The organism is Morganella morganii (genome assembly GCF_019242955.1).
Lineage (GTDB): Bacteria > Pseudomonadota > Gammaproteobacteria > Enterobacterales > Enterobacteriaceae > Morganella > Morganella sibonii.
Window position 1 is genome coordinate 716,620 of sequence record NZ_CP066129.1, and the last position, 19,757, is coordinate 736,376.

At 53.2% G+C, this 19,757-nt stretch carries 19 protein-coding genes; 15 read left to right on the top strand and 4 right to left on the bottom strand.

The annotated features are described in order from the left end of the window. From nirB to JC793_RS03225, 4 genes are all read right to left on the bottom strand, one after another. The gene (nirB, locus tag JC793_RS03210) at positions 1 to 2,541 is read right to left on the bottom strand and encodes a nitrite reductase large subunit NirB (RefSeq protein ID WP_052927126.1); all 2,541 of its coding nucleotides are present in this window, start codon (positions 2,539 to 2,541) and stop codon (positions 1 to 3) included. Between the two features lie 203 nt (positions 2,542 to 2,744). Continuing rightward, positions 2,745 to 4,007, bottom strand: coding sequence for an MFS transporter (locus JC793_RS03215; RefSeq protein ID WP_182107493.1), 1,263 nt, complete (start codon positions 4,005 to 4,007; stop codon positions 2,745 to 2,747). An 80-nt stretch (positions 4,008 to 4,087) separates the two neighbouring features. Next, positions 4,088 to 5,062 carry a sugar phosphate isomerase/epimerase family protein gene (locus tag JC793_RS03220; protein WP_218427465.1) on the bottom strand — a complete coding sequence of 325 codons (975 nt, stop codon included), beginning with the start codon at positions 5,060 to 5,062 and terminating at the stop codon, positions 4,088 to 4,090. 17 nt (positions 5,063 to 5,079) lie between these two features. Then, positions 5,080 to 5,790 carry a UTRA domain-containing protein gene (locus JC793_RS03225; RefSeq protein WP_166707039.1) on the bottom strand — a complete coding sequence of 237 codons (711 nt, stop codon included), beginning with the start codon at positions 5,788 to 5,790 and terminating at the stop codon, positions 5,080 to 5,082. A gap of 426 nt (positions 5,791 to 6,216) precedes the next feature. Here JC793_RS03225 and eutS point away from each other — a divergent pair, with 426 nt between their 5' ends. From eutS to eutL, 15 genes are all read left to right on the top strand, one after another. Beyond that, positions 6,217 to 6,552, top strand: coding sequence for an ethanolamine utilization microcompartment protein EutS (gene eutS / locus JC793_RS03230; RefSeq protein ID WP_166707040.1), 336 nt, complete (start codon positions 6,217 to 6,219; stop codon positions 6,550 to 6,552). A gap of 27 nt (positions 6,553 to 6,579) precedes the next feature. Continuing rightward, positions 6,580 to 7,026 carry a EutP/PduV family microcompartment system protein gene (gene eutP, locus JC793_RS03235; RefSeq protein WP_046892021.1) on the top strand — a complete coding sequence of 149 codons (447 nt, stop codon included), beginning with the start codon at positions 6,580 to 6,582 and terminating at the stop codon, positions 7,024 to 7,026. 12 nt (positions 7,027 to 7,038) lie between these two features. Next, on the top strand, positions 7,039 to 7,803 hold the full coding sequence (gene eutQ, locus JC793_RS03240; protein ID WP_046892022.1) for an ethanolamine utilization acetate kinase EutQ: 765 nt from the start codon (positions 7,039 to 7,041) through the stop codon (positions 7,801 to 7,803). Positions 7,804 to 7,814: 11 nt separating this feature from the next. Then, a complete protein-coding gene (eutT, locus tag JC793_RS03245; RefSeq protein ID WP_046892023.1) occupies positions 7,815 to 8,660 on the top strand; it encodes an ethanolamine utilization cob(I)yrinic acid a,c-diamide adenosyltransferase EutT in 846 nt (281 codons plus the stop codon). Then, positions 8,650 to 9,672: a phosphate acetyltransferase gene (gene pta / locus JC793_RS03250; RefSeq protein WP_046892024.1), complete on the top strand. Its 1,023-nt coding sequence runs from the start codon at positions 8,650 to 8,652 to the stop codon at positions 9,670 to 9,672. The genes eutT and pta overlap by 11 nt, the downstream gene beginning before the upstream one ends. A 38-nt stretch (positions 9,673 to 9,710) precedes the next feature. Then, the gene (eutM, locus tag JC793_RS03255; RefSeq protein WP_004236103.1) at positions 9,711 to 10,004 is read left to right on the top strand and encodes an ethanolamine utilization microcompartment protein EutM; all 294 of its coding nucleotides are present in this window, start codon (positions 9,711 to 9,713) and stop codon (positions 10,002 to 10,004) included. Positions 10,005 to 10,148: 144 nt separating this feature from the next. After that, complete coding sequence (gene eutN, locus JC793_RS03260) at positions 10,149 to 10,436, top strand: ethanolamine utilization microcompartment protein EutN (RefSeq protein ID WP_004236102.1); 288 nt, start codon at positions 10,149 to 10,151, stop codon at positions 10,434 to 10,436. A gap of 38 nt (positions 10,437 to 10,474) precedes the next feature. After that, positions 10,475 to 11,911: an aldehyde dehydrogenase family protein gene (locus tag JC793_RS03265; RefSeq protein ID WP_025154312.1), complete on the top strand. Its 1,437-nt coding sequence runs from the start codon at positions 10,475 to 10,477 to the stop codon at positions 11,909 to 11,911. A gap of 97 nt (positions 11,912 to 12,008) precedes the next feature. After that, on the top strand, positions 12,009 to 12,854 hold the full coding sequence (gene eutJ / locus JC793_RS03270; RefSeq protein ID WP_218427467.1) for an ethanolamine utilization protein EutJ: 846 nt from the start codon (positions 12,009 to 12,011) through the stop codon (positions 12,852 to 12,854). Then, entirely contained in the window at positions 12,844 to 14,046 is a 1,203-nt protein-coding gene (locus tag JC793_RS03275; RefSeq protein WP_166707041.1) for an iron-containing alcohol dehydrogenase, read from the top strand. The genes eutJ and JC793_RS03275 overlap by 11 nt, the downstream gene beginning before the upstream one ends. A gap of 48 nt (positions 14,047 to 14,094) precedes the next feature. Next, positions 14,095 to 15,360 (top strand): ethanolamine utilization protein EutH, encoded by a 1,266-nt coding sequence (gene eutH / locus JC793_RS03280; protein ID WP_166707042.1) that lies wholly within the window; start codon positions 14,095 to 14,097, stop codon positions 15,358 to 15,360. 2 nt (positions 15,361 to 15,362) lie between these two features. Next, positions 15,363 to 16,781, top strand: coding sequence for an ethanolamine ammonia-lyase reactivating factor EutA (gene eutA / locus JC793_RS03285; protein WP_046892028.1), 1,419 nt, complete (start codon positions 15,363 to 15,365; stop codon positions 16,779 to 16,781). An 11-nt stretch (positions 16,782 to 16,792) separates the two neighbouring features. Further along, complete coding sequence (locus tag JC793_RS03290) at positions 16,793 to 18,154, top strand: ethanolamine ammonia-lyase subunit EutB (RefSeq protein WP_107679472.1); 1,362 nt, start codon at positions 16,793 to 16,795, stop codon at positions 18,152 to 18,154. 18 nt (positions 18,155 to 18,172) lie between these two features. Further along, entirely contained in the window at positions 18,173 to 19,066 is an 894-nt protein-coding gene (eutC, locus tag JC793_RS03295) for an ethanolamine ammonia-lyase subunit EutC (protein WP_046892030.1), read from the top strand. 13 nt (positions 19,067 to 19,079) lie between these two features. Beyond that, a complete protein-coding gene (gene eutL, locus JC793_RS03300) occupies positions 19,080 to 19,739 on the top strand; it encodes an ethanolamine utilization microcompartment protein EutL (protein ID WP_107679471.1) in 660 nt (219 codons plus the stop codon). Positions 19,740 to 19,757: the final 18 nt, after the last annotated feature.

The following is a 19,757-nucleotide window of genomic DNA, read 5'->3' on the forward strand; positions in this document are numbered from 1 at the left end:
TTATTCCTCTCCGATCAGTGTGACAGCAATCCGCTCTTCCGGTCTGGCCGGACGATGTTGTAAGCGCTCACTTACCATCTGAACATCCGGGTCCGGCAGCGGGCTGTTAACAAAGTGGCTGAAGCGTTTGCGGGCATGCGGGTTGTTCACTGTTTCCTGCCATTCGCAGATGACTTTTTCACGCAGTTGCGCCAGTTCCTGCTCCAGCTGTGCATTCAGCCCGAGTTTGTCGCTGACAATCACATCGCGCAGATAATCAATCCCGCCGTCGAGGTTTTCCAGCCAGGTGGATGTCCGGCTGAGTTTATCGGCGGTGCGGATGTAGAACATCATAAAGCGGTCGATGTAGCTTATCAGCGTCTCTTTATCGAGATCGGCCATCAGCAGATCACCGTGGCGTGGTTTCATCCCGCCGTTTCCGCAGACATACAGGTTCCAGCCTTTGTCGGTGGCGATAATCCCGATATCTTTTCCCTGTGCTTCCGAACATTCGCGGGTACAACCCGAAATGCCGAACTTCATTTTATGCGGGGTGCGGATACCTTTATAACGGTGCTCCAGCTCAACGCCCAGCGCGGTGCTGTCACCGACCCCGAACCGGCACCAGGCTGTACCGACACAGGTTTTCGCCATCCGCAGAGCCTTGGCATAGGCGTGCCCGGTTTCAAATCCGGCGGCGATCAGTTTTTCCCAGATAGCCGGTAAATCCTGCTTTTGCGCCCCGAACATCGCAATGCGCTGTGAGCCGGTAATCTTGGTATACAGATGATATTCCTGCGCAATCTGACCGATGGTCAGCAGGCCTTCCGGGGTGATTTCACCGCCCGGCGAGCGCGGGATCACGGAATAGGTGCCGTCTTTCTGCATATTGGCGAGGAAGTTATCGTTGGTATCCTGTAATGACACCAGATCGTCCCGCAGAATATAATCATTCCGGCAGGAGGCGAGGAGGGAACCGATAGTTGGTTTGCACACTTCACAGCCGTAGCCTTCACCGTAGCGGGCCAGTAATTCATCAAACGTACTGATTTTTTCCACACGGATCAGGTGATACAACTCCTGGCGTGAATACGCAAAATGCTCACAGAGGTGATGATTCACCTCAATACCCAGATTGGTCAGTTCGGCATTCAGTACCTGTGTGATCAGCGGAACACATCCGCCGCAGCCGGTTCCGGCTTTGGTTTCCGCTTTGATATCCGCCACCGTCTGGCAGCCGTTATGAATGGCCTGAATAATGTCCCCTTTGGTGACATCAAAACAGGAGCAGATTTGCGCGCTGTCCGGCAGGGACTCCACGCCGATTGCCGGTTTACTGCCGGCGTGGGCAGGCAGGATCAGAACATCCGGGTTTTCCGGCAGTTCGATGCGGTTCAGTGCCAGTTGCAGCAGATTACCGTAATCTTCAGTATCCCCGACCAGCACCGCACCCAGCAGATATTTATTATCATCACTGACGATCAGCCGTTTATAAATCTCATTGGCTTCATCAAGATAAATATAACTGTGGCAGCCGTTATCTGTCGCATGTGTATTGCCGATGCCGCCGACATCCACACCCAGCAGTTTCAGTTTTGCACTCATATCCGCGCCGGTAAACTGATTATCCTGCCCCAGCAGATGATCCGCCGCCACCTGCGCCATTTTGTAGCCCGGCGCCACCAGTCCGTAAGTCCTGCCGTGCCATGACGCACATTCCCCGATAGCATACACATCCGGGTCGGATGTCTGACACTGATCGTTGATCACCAGGCCGCCGCGCTCCGCGACAGCCAGTCCGCACTGGCGGGCAAGGCGGTCACGCGGGCGTATCCCGGTGGAGAAAACGACAAAATCGGTTTCCAGCGATGAACCGTCGGCAAAATGCAGCACCTTGCGGCTCTCTCCGTTATCGGATGCGGTGATTTCCGTGGTGTTTTTACCGGTATGTACCCTCACACCCATCCGCTCAATTTTCTGCTTCAGCTGTTCGCCGCCGAGCGCATCGAGCTGTTCTGCCATTAAGACCGGCGAAAACTCAATAACATGGGTTTCAATACCCAGATTTTTCAGGGCCCCGGCGGCTTCCAGCCCCAGCAGACCACCACCGATCACCACACCTTTACGGCTGCGGCGGGCACAGGCTTCGATCGCATTGAGATCTTCAATTGTCCGGTAAACAAAACAGTCGCGGGTATCACTGCCTTTGATCGGCGGAACCCACGGATAAGAGCCGGTCGCAATCACCAGCTTGTCATAATGTACCGTACGGCCGGTGTTGGTGTGCAGCACCTTTTCCTGCCGGTTAACGGTGATCACCCGCTCATTGGTCAAAACGGTAATATTGTGTTTTTCATGAAAACCGGGTTTGACCAGCGATAATTCTTCTGCCGTATGATGAGAAAAATAGGAGGAAAGATGCACGCGGTCATAAGCGACACGCGGCTCTTCGCAGAATACGGTGATATCGAACTGTCCGGCGCCCGCTTTATCGGTAAGCTCTTCGGTAAAGCGATGGCCGACCATGCCGTTACCGATGATTGCTAACTTGACGTTGCTCATTTCAGCCTCAGATTTTGTGTGGATTAAGGCTAAAAATACGGCGATCCGGGTTTTTCTCATTGATGTATATCAAATGCAGCTTAATCAATTCAGCTTGTATAAAACAAAGGTTTGATTATTTTTTGTCAATACCTCTCTGGTGGTAGGTAAAAGAGCGGGATATGCCGCAGACCGGCTGCGGCATATCAGAGACAGAGGAAAAATTACTGAACGGCAGCAGCGGTCAGTGCTTTACGTTTTTTGATACTGATAATTAAAATACCGGAAGCGAAAGCCCCGCAGAACGCAAACAACGCCATCAGACCAAAGACAATTTTATAACCGGTCATACCCGGATAACTATCCAGAATATGGCCATACAGGCTGAAACAGAACATCGCAGGGGCGTAGCCGATGAAACTGCCGAGAGCCATCGCGGCACCGGTATTGGATTCTTTGATATTGGCTTCACCGATAGGCGCAAAGAAAATAGCGCGCTGGGTAAAGACGATTGTACCGAAACCTAATGTGCAGACCATGCCCAGATAAACCGGCATGCTTTCATGCGGCAGAAAAATAAAGGTTACCAGCACAATGACGCTGAGGATAAAGGTGTAAAACAGGTATCTGGTCGGTGACTGTAAAATCTTATCTGCAATAAGTCCGCCGATAGGTCCGCCGACCATTTTAAGGCAATATTGGTTAATAACACCGTAGATCCCCACCAATGCAATCGGCAGCGCATAAATATTACTGAGGAACGGAATGAAAAAGGTTAATCCGCAGTAAACCGCATAAACAAAGAAAATACTCAGGGCGATCAGCCAGACGGTACGGTCTTTTAATACACTGCCGACACCGGCTTTTTCAGTAGTCTCTTTTTTATCTGTCTTTTCGGTCACAACAGATTTGTCATCTTTCAGGAACAGCAGAATAATGCCGCCGATAATAATGGCCATTCCGGAATAAAATAAAATCCCCATTTTAAATCCGAGATAGCCGCTGCCGAACCAGGCAAATACCGCGAGTGCAGAGAATGCGACGACAGTATCGACCACACCACGGCCGGTTTCAAAAAAACCGAAAATACGGCCCTGTTGTGAGCTGTTACCGAGCAGGCTGACAGACTTTAATAATACCGGCCAGTTGAGCATGTCGCAGGTGACACCGAATAACGCCCAGACAAATAAAATACCCCAGTAGCCCGGCATCGTTGATAAATAAACACCCAGTAACCCGGTGGCAATTAATGAAAATGACATTGTCAGGCGGCGCGGCAATTTATCAGAAAAATAAATAGACAGAAAGAAGCCGATAGTGGTGACAATTGAGTTTACTGACATCGCATTACCAATCTGACCGTTTGTCAGATGAAAGTATTCCTGCATCGGAACATAAAATGCATCTTTCAGTGACGGTAATTTATAGATAGTACCGCCGCATAAAACCAATAAGCTGAAAATAGCCCATCTTTTTTTGTCAAGCATAGTGCCTCCCGCCTGAGAATGAAATATTCTCAGTCAGTATGAAATGTTATTTTAAAATGCTGTGTTTGTGTCAGATGCGTTTATTTACTGATGATCCTGGCTGCCTCTGTTTTTAATTCATTAATTATTTTCCGGACATAGTGGATTTGATTAACAGCATCCTTTTTTTCACCGGCAAGACGTTCTGCTATTTCAGTTTCCGGTAATGGTGTTTCACTCATCTGACGCCACGGAATCCACGGGTCATTGCCCTCATTTTTAAAACGGAACGCCGGTGCGTAATAATCCACCTCCTCTTCAAGACCGTAAGAAATAACCTGTGGTTTATCCTCACCCAGACAAATCAGGGCGCGGAGCATGTCTTTAAACGGCAGATTGCCTTCTCCGGAACGGCAGGCTTTATGGCCGAAACCGTCACCTTCTTCCAGAATAACCGCATCTTTAATATGTACCTGGGTAATGTATTCCTGCATATCTGCCAGGGCATCCATCGGTAATTCGCAGGCATTAATCATGTTGCCGAAATCGAATAACAGTGTCAGTTCAGGAAAATCAGCGTCTTTGATCAGACTGACCAGTTCATGGCCTTTTAAATCTTCATGTTGTTCCAGAACAAATGTCAGTCCGCTGTGCTGATAATGTTCTTTTAAATACCGGATATCGGCGGCAATCAGGCGCAATACATCAGACAGCGCCCCTTCATAACGCGGATAAAACCGGACAGAGCTTGCGCCGGTTTTTAATGCGATTCTGATGGCTTCATCGAGAGTTTTATTATCAGACGCACTGGTTTCAATATTAATATCGAGATGATAACGTTTTGCTTTCTCTGCAAATACCGCAAGCTGATCATCTGTCATGGCGGAAAGTGATTGGGTTTCACCATCCAGCACATGTATTTTGACGCCCGGCAAATGATGTTCGTTTGCGATATCAAGTAAATCACCCGGTAATATTTTTTCAAAACGCATATTCAGATGATAAGCGTAAGCATGCAGATATAACGGTAACGTATCTGCACGTTCAATTATCCGGCGGGCGTCATCAGTATTCATAATTCAGATTCCTGTGTCTAAAGCTCAACAAAAAAATAAACAGATTCAAACCGCCAGTATTCAATGTCGATCTGAACAATGTTATGTGCTTCATCACAACGGTATTTTTCCACCCGGATACCCGGGGAGTTTGCGGTACAGCCGATAGCCTTACTGGCTGCTTCCGGCATGCGTACCGGCTTAAAGGCCAGCCGGGCTGTCGTTGTGATGATGTTATATTCGTTTTCCCAGATGGCCGCAAAAGAGTGGTTATCCAGTTTCTCCGCAAAATCCGGGGCAACGGACGGATTGATGTACGTCTGGTGCCAGAAGACTTTGTGTCCGTCCAGTGCGCCCCATCCGCTGATACAGCAAACCGGTTCTCCGGCTGTCTGCCCCAGTGCCGCAGCAATATCTGCCGGTGCGCCGGTGAGCAGCTGTTTATCGGTGTATTCCCACGACGGCAGACGGCCCTGCGCTTTGGCTGCCTGGTTGAAACTCGCCGGCGATTTCGGGTTGTAATTAAATTTCGGCAGTGCCGCGAACCAGCCACTGCGGTTTTTACGGAAAATTTTTCCGTCACCTTCCAGACTGAGCAGTGCCTGACGCAGTGACATCCGGTTGACACCGAGTTGCTCTGTCAGCGGACGTTCGGCAGGCAGTTTATCGCCGGGGGCGATAGCACCATTGCTCAGCAGGGTATCGAGTTGTTCTCTGGCAAGATCAGCAGCAGTTTGTGTGTTTTTCATTCGTTGCTCTATTTTTGGTTTAAACCAGATTGGTTTCTAAGTTACGTGAGTGTCATCTTCCGTTCAAGTGAGCCGTACGGGGATAATGTCAATTTGAGAGTTACCTCACACAATGAAATACAGAAATAAAAAATCAGAGCCGGTTTTAACAAGTGAATATTTTTACCGTTCCGTTTCTTATTTTCCGGAAAATAACGTAATGAGAATACCTTATTTTTCGTGAATTTATCTTTTTTGTCACAATAGCGCCATGGTCAGACCGTACTATTTCATGTCTGTGTTTTCCCGGTGTTAAAAATTAACAATTCTGCCAATTAGTGATCTGATTCAACATTTAATCGTGGTTGCCGATTTTTGTTATCCCCTTTTTCAGAGTGTGACTAGGATTGAATCAATTCTTATGAGGAGAGTGACGAGGTAAGCACGATGGAAAAGGAACGTATCATCCAGGAATTTGTTCCCGGCAAACAGGTCACGCTGGCGCATCTGATTGCGCATCCGAGCAGTGATCTGGCAAAAAAAATCGGGGTTCCCGGTGCTGAAGCCATCGGCATTATGACACTGACCCCGGGTGAAACCGCGATGATTGCGGGTGATCTTGCCACAAAGGCCGCCAGTGTGGAAATCGGTTTTCTTGACCGTTTTACCGGTGCGCTCGTGATTTACGGCTCTGTCGGCGCAGTGGAAGAAGCACTGATCCAGACAGTGCGCGGATTAAGCCAGCTCCTCAGTTATGCCATTTGTGATATCACCCGCAGTTAGCCGGGTGCAGTTAAGGATGCCGTCTGAATGAAACGAATTGTGTTTGTGGGTGATGTGGGTGCAGGAAAAACGACATTATTCAATGCGTTGCAGGGCGATTTTGACCTTGCCCGGAAAACACAGGCGATTGAATTCAATGATGAGGGCAGTGTTGATACACCGGGTGAATATTTCAGCCATCCCCGTCTCTACCACGCGCTGATTAATACGCTGGCAGATTGTGATGTGCTGGTTTATGTCCACGCGGCAAATAACCCGGAGTGCCGGATCCCTGCCGGATTACTTGATATTTATCCCCGTATGCGCCGCTTTGCGGTTATCAGCAAAGCAGATGCACCGGATGCGGATGTACCGGCAATACGCGAGCTGCTCTCCACCCGGGGATTTGAGGAACCGATGCTTGCCATCAACAGCCTTAATCCTGATGACGTCCTGAAAGTGAAACAGTTTTTGGCCACTGCCGACAGCCAATAAGAGGAATATCCGATGAAGAAATTAATAACGGCCAATGACATCCGGGAAGCACACGCAGCGGGCAAAACCCGTCTGGATGTGGTGCTGAAAGAGAGCATTGTCACGCCGGAAGCCCATGTTGTGGCTGAACAATTGGGCTTTGTGATTGGTGAGGTTGATACTGCGCAGAACAGCGCACCGGCTGCCGCACCGGTGGCAGCAACCGCCGGAACAGAACCCAATATTTCATCCGCAGAGCGTCAGAAAATCCGCGAATGCATTATCGCGCAGCTGCCTGACGGCAATGTCACCGAAACCCTGATTGCACAACTGGTCGATAAAGTGGTGCAGGAGCGTATCGCGCAGATTAAAGCGAAAGTGGCGGCATTCAAACCGGCGGAAGAGAACACTGATACCCCGAATACCCAGAGTTACCGCAGTGTCACCGGCAAAGGCGGCATTAAAGTGGTCGACAGCAGTTCGGTTAAATTCGGTAATTTCGATGGTGCGGGTCCGCACCGTGTCGGGATTGCGGATCTGATCACCGCGCAGGACAACAGCAGCATGGCTGCCGGGTTTATGCAGTGGGAAAACGCATTCTTCCCGTGGACACTGAACTACGACGAAGTGGATCTGGTTCTGGAAGGCGAGCTGCATGTGCGCCATCAGGGCGAAACCATGATCGCGAAAGCCGGTGATGTGATGTTTATCCCGAAAGGCTCCGCGATTGAGTTCGGCACACCATCGACTGTCCGCTTCCTGTATGTGGCCTGGCCGGCTAACTGGCAGGATTGCTGAGGGGTATCGCCATGACCTTTATCACTGAAGACTGGCTGCGGGATAACTTTACGCTGAGCGACGGCAGTGAAATTCACCTGCCTGCTGACAGCCGGATGACACCATCCGCCCGTGAGCTGATCGAAAGCCGCCGTTTACAGGTGAAATTTCAGGATAAACAAGGTCGTCTGTTTGTGGAAACCCCGGATGAATCCGGTAAAACCGAAACGGCTGTCCCTGACCTGAAAGCGGTACACGGGTTAACCAGTAAGGATAAAGCGGATGTCGCGGCCTGCGAATTATGCCATCAGCCGGTGGCGAAAAAACCGGACACGCTGACACACCTTAACGGCCACACCATGGTGGCGAAAAATGATCCGCGTCTGGCGTTCCGTGCCGCGCTGGATGCCACTATCGCCGAAGCCGTCTGGTTACAGACTGAATTTGCACAGACGCCGCTGAAAGGCTGGCTGGCGGATATCCGCTCTGTGCTCGGCAATATTATGCGTGCCGATGCGCTCAATGAGCCGCTCGCTGAGCAGAGTATTGCTGACCTGAACGCGGATGAACTGCACAAGCTGTCTCATAATCCGCTGAAATACCTGGGTCATGACCATATCGTTCCGGATGTGAGTCACGGCCGTGATGCGGCGGCGCTGAATCTGCTGCGGACCAAAGTCCGTGAAACGGAAATCAGTGCGGCGCGCATTTATATCGATTGTTATTTTCAGGTCATCCGCCCTGACATTATGCAGGCGCTTAACCGCCTCTCCAGCGCGGTATATGTCCTGATGGTGATGGTCGTCCGCGAAGGCGGCATGATGACCACACCGGCACTGAAACAGGCTCTGATGAAAGGGGGAACACATGCTCATTGAACGATGCCGTCAGCAGGCACAACTTAACCCGCCGCGGGTGGTTCTGCCGGATGCGCTGGATGAGCGCGTGATCCACGCAGCCCGTTACCTGAAACAAAATGGCCTGGCGGAGCCCGTCCTGCTGGCGAACCCGTTTGCGCTGCGTGATTTCTCGCTGCGTACCGGTGTCATTATGGACGGCCTGACCACCATTGATCCGGACAGTGCGGATGAGTGGCGGGCAGAGTTTGCGGATGCCATCACTGCACGTCTCGGCGAAAAAGCGCCGGAAGATGCGGATGAGGCGATGCGTCAGCCGCTGTGGTTTGGTGCCGCGATGGTTGCCGCCGGAAAAGCGGATTTGTGTGTGGCGGGGAATATCTCGTCAACCGCCGCTGTTCTGCGTGCCGGGCTGAAAGTCATCGGCCTGAAGCCGGGCGTGAAAACATTATCATCAATTTTCATCATGTTGCCGCCGGGAACGGAAGGCAATGTGCTGGGTTTCGCTGATTGCAGTGTCGTACCTCAACCCACTTCTGCACAGCTGGCGGATATTGCGCTGAGCAGTGCGGAAACCTTCACGGCAATCACCGGTGAAACCGCGCGTGTGGCGATGTTGTCTTTTTCAACAGCAGGCAGCGCGAAACATCCTAATGTGGCGATGGTGCAGCAGGCAGTGGAAATCATTCATGCACGCGCTCCGCAGTTACAGGCGGATGGTGAACTGCAGTTCGACGCGGCATTTGTGCCGGGCGTCGCTGCGCAAAAAGCCCCGAACAGTGAGTTAAAGGGGCGGGCAAATGTCATGGTCTTTCCGTCACTGGAAGCCGGCAATATCGGTTACAAGATTGCCCAGCGTCTCGGCGGTTACCGGGCACTCGGCCCGCTGATTCAGGGATTAAATGCACCGGTGCATGATTTGTCACGCGGCTGTAATGCCCGCGACATTATTGAACTGGTGCTGGTAGCACAAACACAGTTAGCTCAGGCCGGACAACCTGTCCGCCGCACTGAAGCAGAAAGCGTTATTTAAACCGGTCCCTGATGGGATCTCAATGAGAGGAAAATATCATGGAAGCATTAGGACTGATCGAAACTAAGGGTCTGGTTGCATTAATCGAAGCATCCGATGCGATGGTCAAAGCAGCACGCGTTAAATTAGTCGGTGTTAAACAAATCGGCGGTGGTCTGGTAACAGCCATGGTGCGCGGCGATGTTGCAGCATGTAAAGCAGCAACTGACGCAGGTGCGGCAGCGGCTCAGCGTATCGGTGAACTGGTCTCTGTACACGTTATTCCTCGTCCGCATGGCGATCTGGAAGAAGTGTTTCCTATCAAAATGTCCGGCGATAAATCAATCGATTAATCGTTGTTAGCGTGGCGTGCTTCTGACGCCACGCGATTTTAATCTCCCCGGTTTTTTTGCTGTCACACAGACGGCAGGGGATTTTTTTACCTGAAATCCGTAGCCGGCTGTATTCAGGCTGCTGAAATATAAAGAGAGGTGAACATGAAACTGGCTGTCGTTATCGGACAAATCGTGTGCACCGTGCGTCATCCCGGACTGGAATCCGACAAGTTATTGCTGGTGGAAATGATTGACCGCCAGGGGCGTCCAAACGGTGAGGTGGCCGTCGCAACCGACAGTATCGGTGCGGGTAATGGTGAATGGGTGCTGATCGTCAGCGGAAGTTCGGCGCGGCGTGCTCAGAGCAAAGAAGCGTCACCGGTCGATCTCAGCATCATCGGCATTGTGGATGAGGCCGTTATGGAAAGTCAGGTGATTTTTCATAAATAAATCGCCGCAACGAGTCACAGAAAGAGGCGTGGGTGAATATGGATCAGAAAGAAATTGAGAATGTGGTAAAAGCGGTTCTGGCCAGCATGAGTGCAGGCACACAACCGGCGGCTGCATCAGCGGCACCACAGCAGGCGGCAGCCTCACAGAATAACGGCTTCGGGGTATTCGAATCCCTGGACGATGCCGTCCTTGCCGCCAAAGAAGCACAGAAATCATTAAAAACGGTTGAAATGCGTAATCTCTGCATCGGCGCAATCCGCCGTGCGGCAACCGAACATGCCCGCGAGCTGGCGGTTCTGGCTGTTGAAGAAACCGGCATGGGCCGTGTGGAAGATAAACTCGCGAAGAACTTAGCACAGGCAAACGGCACCCCGGGTGTTGAGTGTCTGCGTCCTGAAGTGTTAACCGGCGACCACGGTTTAACCTTAATCGAAAATGCGGCATGGGGTGTTATTGCCTCTGTCACACCATCCACTAACCCGGCGGCGACGGCAATCAACAATGCCATCAGTATGATCGCAGGGGGTAACAGTGTGATTTTCGCGCCGCATCCGGCAGCGAAGAAAGTCTCACAGCGCACTATCACAGTTCTGAACGAAGCCATTGTTGCCGCAGGCGGCCCGAACAACCTGCTGGTGACTGTTGCCAAACCGGATATCGAAACCGCACAGCGTTTATTCAAATATCCGGGGATCGGTCTGCTGGTCGTGACCGGGGGTGATGCGGTGGTGGAATCTGCCCGCAAACACACCAACAAACGTCTGATCGCGGCCGGTGCCGGTAACCCGCCGGTCGTGGTGGATGAAACTGCCGATATCGAACGTGCGGCGAAAGCCATTGTTCACGGTGCATCATTCGATAACAACATCATTTGTGCGGATGAAAAAGTGCTGATCGCGGTTGACTGCATCGCAGACAAACTGATCACCGAAATGCAGCGCAATCATGCGGTATTACTGACCCGTGAACAGAGCGAGAAGCTGATCCCGGTACTGCTGAAGAATGTCGATGAAACCGGCCACGGCACTGTCAGCCGTGACTGGGTCGGCCGTGACGCAGCGAAAATTGCCGCGGCTATCGGTATGACTGTCCCGGCAGATACCCGTCTTCTGATCGCAGAAACTGACTGCAAACATCCGTTTGCTGTCACGGAGCTGATGATGCCGGTTCTGCCGATCATCCGCGTGAAAGATGTGGATCAGGCGATTGATCTGGCGGTGAAACTGGAGGGCGGCTGCCATCATACCGCAGCAATGCACTCCAACAACATCAGCAACCTGAACCGCATGGCGAATGCCATCGACACCAGTATTTTCGTGAAAAACGGACCGTGTATTGCCGGTCTGGGACTGGGCGGCGAAGGCTGGACAACCATGACTATCACCACACCAACCGGTGAAGGTGTGACCTGTGCGCGGACCTTTGTCCGTCTGCGCCGCTGCACCATGGTGGATTCATTCCGCATCGTGTAAGCCGCTGCGGTGGAGCCTGCGGGCTTCACCGCCTTTTTCCCGGTTAGTGTGAGTCGCTCACGTTAACCCTGACGTTAGTTTTAAACCGGAGGAACCGATGGTTCAACGCAATCAGGAATGGCTGGCATCGCGCTTACAGCAGGCAGCGGAAATCTGTAATCAGCCGCAGGCGGGTGATCACAAAGATGCGCCGTTGTGGCTGGGTATCGATCTCGGCACCTGTGATGTGGTGTCCATGGTGGTCAATGCGGATGGTCAGCCGGTCGCGGTGTGCCTGGACTGGGCAGATGTGGTACGCGACGGTGTGGTCTGGGATTTCTTCGGTGCAGTAAAAATTGTGAATAAACATCTGGATACGCTGGAAAAACAGTTCGGTTTCCGGTTTGAGGTGGCGACAACGTCGTTCCCGCCGGGTACCGATCCGCGTATCTCAGTGAATGTGCTGGAATCCGCCGGTCTGGTGGTCGCCAAAGTGCTGGATGAGCCGTCTGCGGTTGCTGACATGATGGGGCTGGATAAGGCTGCCGTTGTGGATATCGGCGGCGGCACCACCGGGATTGCGATTGTGCAGAAAGGTGAAGTGATCCGTTCCGGTGATGAAGCCACCGGTGGTCATCATATTTCCCTGACCCTGGCGGGCAATCAGCGCATTGAGCTGGAAGATGCCGAGCAGATGAAGCGTGAGCGCGGTGAAAGCATCTGGCCGGTTATTCGTCCGGTCTACGAAAAAATGACGGATATCGTCGACGATCATATCCGCGGTGAGGATGTGACTGAATTGTGGCTGGCGGGCGGCTCCTGTATGCAGCCCGGCGTGCAGTCGCTGTTTCAGGCGCGTTTCCCGCATCTTACCGTGGTACTGCCACAGCATTCTATTTTTATGACACCGCTGGCGATTGCCGTCTGTGGTGTATCTCAGGGAGAAAACCGTCATGCCGGATAATCGTTTACCCGCGGCTGAGGTTCAGTCCGCTATCTATCAGGCGCTTGATTTGGTGAATGCCCGTCAGGTGCGTGAATTTTCTGTCCCGCCGTCCACACTTATCGGTCCGGGTGCCGTCGGCCGCAGCGGGGATGTTCTCGCAGAGCGCGGAATTAAGCACGTTTTTATTATGGTGGACGGCATGTTGTTACAGGCCGGTCTGACCGATGTGCTGGAGCGTAATCTGAGCCGCAGCGGCATTGCTTATGAAATCTGGCCGTGCCCGCCGGGCGAGCCGATGGATAAAGATGTGTTCCGTACCGTTGAGCATCTGCTGAGTGTGCAGTGTGACGGTATTATCGCTCTCGGCGGCGGTTCTGTGCTGGATGCGGCGAAAGCCGTGGCGGTACTGGCAGCCAATCCGGATCTGCCGCTGGCGGATATGATGCCGGGTGCGGCGCTGAATCCGCGTCTGCCGTTTATCGCGATCCCGACCACCGCCGGTACCGGCTCGGAAGCAACCAACGTTTCCGTGATTATCACGGCGGAAAACCATATCAAACTGGTGCTGGCACACAGCCAGTTACTGCCTGATCTCGCCATTATTGATGCCTGTCTGACACTCGGCGTGCCGCCGCATGTGACTGCAATGACCGGTATCGATGCCTTAACACATGCTATCGAAGCGTATGTGGCGAGCAACGTCACGCCGCTGACACAGGCGCTGGCACTGCGGGCGATCACCATGATCAGCCACGCACTGCCGATCGCTGTCGGTCAGGGGCATGACATCAAAGCCCGTGAGGACATGATGCTGGCTTCCTATATGGCCGGGATGGCGTTCTCCAATGCCGGTCTGGGGCTGTGCCATGCCATGGCGCATCAGATTGGCGCGGCATACAACATTCCGCACGGCAAGGCGAATGCCGTCATGCTGCCGCAGGTAATGCGTTTTAACCGCCTGGTCTGTAAACAGGCGTACAGCGAAATTGGTCATGCGCTGACTCAGCGTCCGATGACCGACACGGAGGCCATCGAAGCCGTGGAACAACTGATCAGTGACGTGGAACTTGCGCAGACGCTGCCATCCCTGGGCGGAAAACGTGAGGATTTCGATGGTTTTGCCAAAGCGGCATTGCAGGATATCTGCATCAAAACCAATCCGCGCGCGGTCACAGCGGCTCAGATAACGGCGATTTACGAGTCAGCCTGAGTCAATCAATAAGAACAGCCTGCGCGACAGGCACGGAAGGAGAAGGGTATGGGCATTAATGAAATCATCATGTACATCATGATGAGTTTTATGCTGATAGCAGCCGTGGATCGTATCTTCAGCCAGTTCGGTGGCTCAGAGACAATTCTCGGTAAAATCGGCCTGGGTAAAGTCGGGAAAGGCATTGCCGGTTCCGGTGAACAGTTCGAAGAAGGCTTTATGGCAATGGGTGCGCTGGGTCTGGCAATGGTCGGTATGACTGCGCTGGCACCGGTTATCGCGATGCTGCTCGGGCCGGTGATTATTCCTGTCTATGAAATGCTGGGTGCGAACCCGTCTGTGTTTGCGGGCAGTATTCTGGCTATCGATATGGGCGGCTTCTTCCTCGCGAAAGAGCTGGCAGGCGGTGATGTGGCAGCATGGTTATATTCCGGTGTGCTGCTGGCGTCCATGATGGGTGCAACCATGGTGTTCTCCATTCCTGTCGCACTGGGCATTATCGAGAAGAAAGATCGCCGCTTCCTGGCACTCGGTGTGCTGGCGGGTATCGTGACCATTCCGGTCGGCTGTATTGCCGGTGGTCTGGTGGCGAAATTCTCCGGTGTGGAAATTGACGGTCAGGTGGTGGATTTCAGTATGACCATGCTGCTGGTCAATATGATCCCGGTGATCATCGTGGCGGCGCTGGTGTGCCTCGGTCTGAAATTCATTCCTGAGAAAATGATCAACGGTTTCCAGATCTTCGCCAAAATCCTTGTCGGTATCATCACTATCGGTCTGGCAGCAGCAGTGGCGAAGTTCACTGTGGGCTGGAACCTGATCCCGGGCCTTGATCCGATTTTTATGACAGAAGGTGATGTGCCGGGCCAGGTGATGCGCGCCATCGAAGTTATCGGTTCTATTTCTGCGGTGCTGTTAGGGGCTTACCCGATGGTGCTGCTGCTGACCCGCTGGTTTGAAAAATCCTTTATGAAGATCGGCAGCCTGCTGAAAATCAACAACATGGCGGCAGGCGGTATGATCGCGACACTCGCGAACAACATCCCGATGTTCGGCATGATGAAGAAAATGGATACCCGCGGCAAAATCATCAACTGTGCATTCTCCGTATCCGCAGCCTTTGCGCTGGGTGATCACCTGGGCTTCGTGGCCGCCAACATGGCTCCGATGATCTTCCCGATGATTGCCGGGAAAATTATCGGCGGTATCACTGCGATTTTCGTTGCCATCATGATGATGCCGAAAAATATTGAGCAGGAAGATGCGGCGGCAGCGGCTGAAGAAGCGGCTGAAACTGTCGCGGAGGAGAAATAAGCATGAAAACCCTCGAACTCTTAAGTGTCGGTATTGACGTGGGCACCACCACCACACAGGTGATTTTCTCCCGTCTCGTTCTGGTAAACCGCGCGGCGGTGTCACAGGTGCCGCGTTATGAGTTTGTGGATCGCAACATTATCTGGCAGAGCCCGGTTCTGTTCACGCCGGTGGATAAAGACGGCCACCTGCGTGAGGAAGAACTGCTGGCGCTGGTGCTGGATCAGTACGCCGCCGCCGGGATGGACCCGGCGACGATTGACTCCGGTGCCATCATCATTACCGGTGAAACCGCCAAAACCCGCAATGCACGTCCGGCAGTGGTCGCGTTATCCCAGAAACTCGGGGATTTCGTGGTCGCCACCGCCGGGCCGCATCTGGAATCGGTGATTGCCGGTTTCGGTTCCGGAGCCCAGACACTCTCTGAGCAGAAGATGGCACGGGTACTGAACATTGATATCGGCGGCGGCACAGCAAACTACGTGCTGTTCGAAGCCGGTCATGTGGTCAGTTCCGCCTGTCTGAACGTCGGCGGCCGTCTGTTTGAAACGGACAGCAGCGGACGCGTCACTTATGTGCACGCGCCGGGCCGTCTGATCGCCCGTGACTGCTTTGGTGAGCAGACTGATCCGATGTCTCTGACGCCGGTACAGCTGAATACCATTGCCGATCGCATGAGTGAGCTGCTGTATGAAGTGATCAGCGGCAATCTCTCCCCGCTGGGACGTGAGCTGCTGATGACAGACGGTCTGCCTGCGGAAAGCAGTTATTACGCGGTCACACTCTCCGGCGGTGTCGGTGAGTGTTACAGCAATCCGGAAAGCGGCAACGATTTCCGTTTCGGCGATATCGGACCGCTGCTGGCACAGGCTATTCACCGTAATGCGGATTTCAGTGCGTTACCGATGCAGACCCCGGCACAGACCGTCCGTGCCACGGTGATCGGCGCCGGTGCGCATACGTTATCCCTGTCCGGCAGCACCATCTGGCTGGACAGCATCACACTGCCTGTCCGCAATATTCCGGTGGTACATCCGGCACTGGGCCGCGCGGATGATGAAGATCTGGTGAATACCTGGAGCCGCGCCCTGACGCAGATGGATCTTAATCCGCAGCAGGATCTGTACGCGCTGGCCTTGCCGGAATCACTGCCGACCAATTATGCCTCGGTACAGTATTGTATCGGAGCCCTGGAACGCTTTACCAAAACATACCCGAATACCATGCCGCTGCTGGTGATTGCGGGACAGGATTTCGGTAAGGCACTGGGCATGCTGCTGCGTCCGCTGATGAACGGCCGCGAACTGGCTGTTATCGACGAAGTTATCACGCACACAGGCGATTATATCGACATCGGCTCGCCGTTATTCAGCGGCTCTGTCGTCCCTGTTACTGTTAAATCACTCGCATTTCCTTCCTGAGGGAACGTAATATGAAATTAAAAACCACGCTGTTTGGTCAGACCTACCAGTTCCGGGACGTGAAAGACGTTCTCGCGAAAGCTAACGAACTCCGTTCCGGGGACATCCTGGCGGGTGTCGCGGCAAGTAACGCCCAGGAACGTGTGGCAGCAAAACAAGTGCTGTCCGAACTGACAATTGCGGATGTCCGCAACAACCCTGTCGTTCCGTATGAAGAAGACTGCGTAACCCGTCTGATCCAGGATGATATCAACGAAACCGAATACAACCGGGTCAAAAACTGGACTATCGGTGAGCTGCGTGAGCATGTCCTGAGCGACACCACCTCTCTTGATAACATCAATCTGCTGCGCAAAGGCCTGACCTCAGAAGTCATCGCCGGTGTGGCAAAAATCTGCTCCAACGCAGACCTGATTTACGGCGCGAAGAAAATTCCTGTCGTGAAACGTGCGAATAACACCATGGGTCTGCCGGGCCACTTCAGCGGCCGCTTACAGCCGAACGATACCCGTGATGAAGTGCAGAGTATCGTGGCACAGATTTATGAAGGCCTCTCTTACGGCTGCGGTGATGCGGTTATCGGTGTTAACCCGGTAACAGACGATGTGGATAACCTCAGCCGCGTGCTGGATGCTATCTACGGCATCATTGATAAATATGATATCCCGACTCAGGGGTGTGTGCTGGCACACGTCACCACACAGATGGAAGCTATCAAACGCGGTGCGCCGGGCGGCCTGATTTTCCAGAGCATCTGCGGCAGTGAAAAAGGTCTGCGTGAGTTCGGTGTTGAGCTGGAAATGCTGGATGAAGCCCGTCACGTCGGTGCGCAGTATAACCGTATCGCCGGTCCTAACTGCCTGTACTTTGAAACAGGACAAGGCTCCGCACTGTCAGCGGGCGCTCACTACGGCGCTGACCAGGTGACCATGGAAGCCCGTAACTACGGTCTGGCGCGTCACTATGATCCGTTCATGGTGAACACCGTTGTCGGCTTTATCGGACCGGAATATCTCTATAACGACCGCCAGATCATCCGTGCCGGTCTTGAAGATCACTTTATGGGCAAACTGAGCGGAATCTCCATGGGTTGTGACTGCTGTTACACCAACCATGCGGATGCGGATCAGAACCTCAACGAAAACCTGATGATCCTGCTGGCCTCTGCGGGCTGTAACTTCATCATCGGTATGCCGCTGGGTGATGACATCATGCTCAACTACCAGACCACTGCGTTCCATGACATCGCCACTGTCCGTCAGTTACTCGGCCTGCGCCCTGCGCCGGAATTCGAAGCCTGGCTGGAAAAAATGGGTCTGATGGAAAACGGGCGTCTTACCAATCGTGCCGGCGATCCGTCACTGTTCTTCTGATTTTCGGGGTAAATCACCATGGATCAAAAACAAATTAATGACATCGTACGCAGCGTGATGGCTCAGATGGGACACACGGGCGAAAACGTACAGGCGGTTGCCGCGGCAACGCAGGCTGTGCTGAATCAGGGTAGTACGTCTGCTGAATCCGTTGAGTGGGATCTCGGTTCACCGGAAGCAAAACAGTGGATCGGCGTGCAGAATCCGCACCGTGCGGAAGTGTTACAGGAACTGCGTAACAGCACCGGTTCCCGTGTCTGCTCCGGCCGTGCCGGTGTGCGTCCGCGTACCCAGAGCCTGCTGCGCTTCCTGGCTGACCACTCGCGCTCCAAAGATACCGTTCTGAAAGAAGTCCCGGCGGAATGGGTGAAAAAACAGAACCTGCTGGAATTACAGTCTGAAATCACAGACAAAAACCAGTATCTGACCCGTCCGGATATGGGCCGTATTCTGAACAAAGAATCCATCGAACTGCTGAAAACCAAGTGTGTGCAGGCGCCGGATGTGCAGGTCATTATCTCTGATGGTCTGTCCACCGATGCGATTACTGCAAACTACGACGAAATTCTGCCGCCGCTGATGAAAGGTCTGGAGCAGTCCGGTCTGAAAGTGGGCACGCCGTTCTTTGTCCGTTACGGCCGCGTGAAAATTGAAGACCAGGCCGGTGAAGTGCTCGGCGCGAAAGTGGTTATCCTGCTGGTGGGCGAACGTCCGGGGCTGGGTCAGTCTGAAAGCCTCTCCTGCTACGCGGTGTACTCACCGACAGTGGCGGGCACGGTGGAAGCAGACCGTACCTGTATCTCGAACATTCACCGCGCGGGTACACCACCGGTGGAAGCTGCCGCAGTTATCGTCGATTTAGCCAAACGCATGCTGGAGCAGAAAGCATCCGGTATCAACATGAACCGTTAACGGGGAACTGAATATGCCTGCATTAGATCTTATCCGGCCGAACGTGACAGCGATGCGTCTTATCGCCAATGCACACGAAGACTTCTGCCGTGAACTGAAGTTACCGAAACACATCCGCAGCCTGGGCCTTATTACTGTTGACTCTGATGATGTTGCGTATATCGCCGCTGACGAAGCGACCAAACAAGCCCTGGTGGAAGTGGTTTACGGACGTTCCCTGTATGCAGGGGCGTCAAACTCACCGTCACCGACCGCCGGTGAAGTGATGATTATCCTCGGTGGTCCTAACCCGGCAGAAGTGCGTGCGGGTCTGGATTCCATGATGGCAACGATTGAGTCAGGCCCTGCTTTTCAGTGGGCGAATGACAAAGAAGATACGGCATTCCTGGCGCATCTGATCTCCCGTACCGGTTCTTACCTGTCTGACGGCGACAAAATCAGACACGGTGATCCGATTGCCTATCTGGTGGCACCGCCGCTGGAAGCGACCTTCGGGATCGATGCCGCACTGAAAGCGGCTGACGTGCAGCTGGCAACCTATGTGCCGCCTCCGTCAGAAACCAACTACTCAGCCGCCTTCCTGACCGGCAGCCAGGCAGCATGTAAAGCCGCCTGTGATGCATTCAGTGAAGCCGTTCTGGATATCGCGCGCAACCCGATTCAGCGCGCCTGAGTCCGGGGATACCCGACG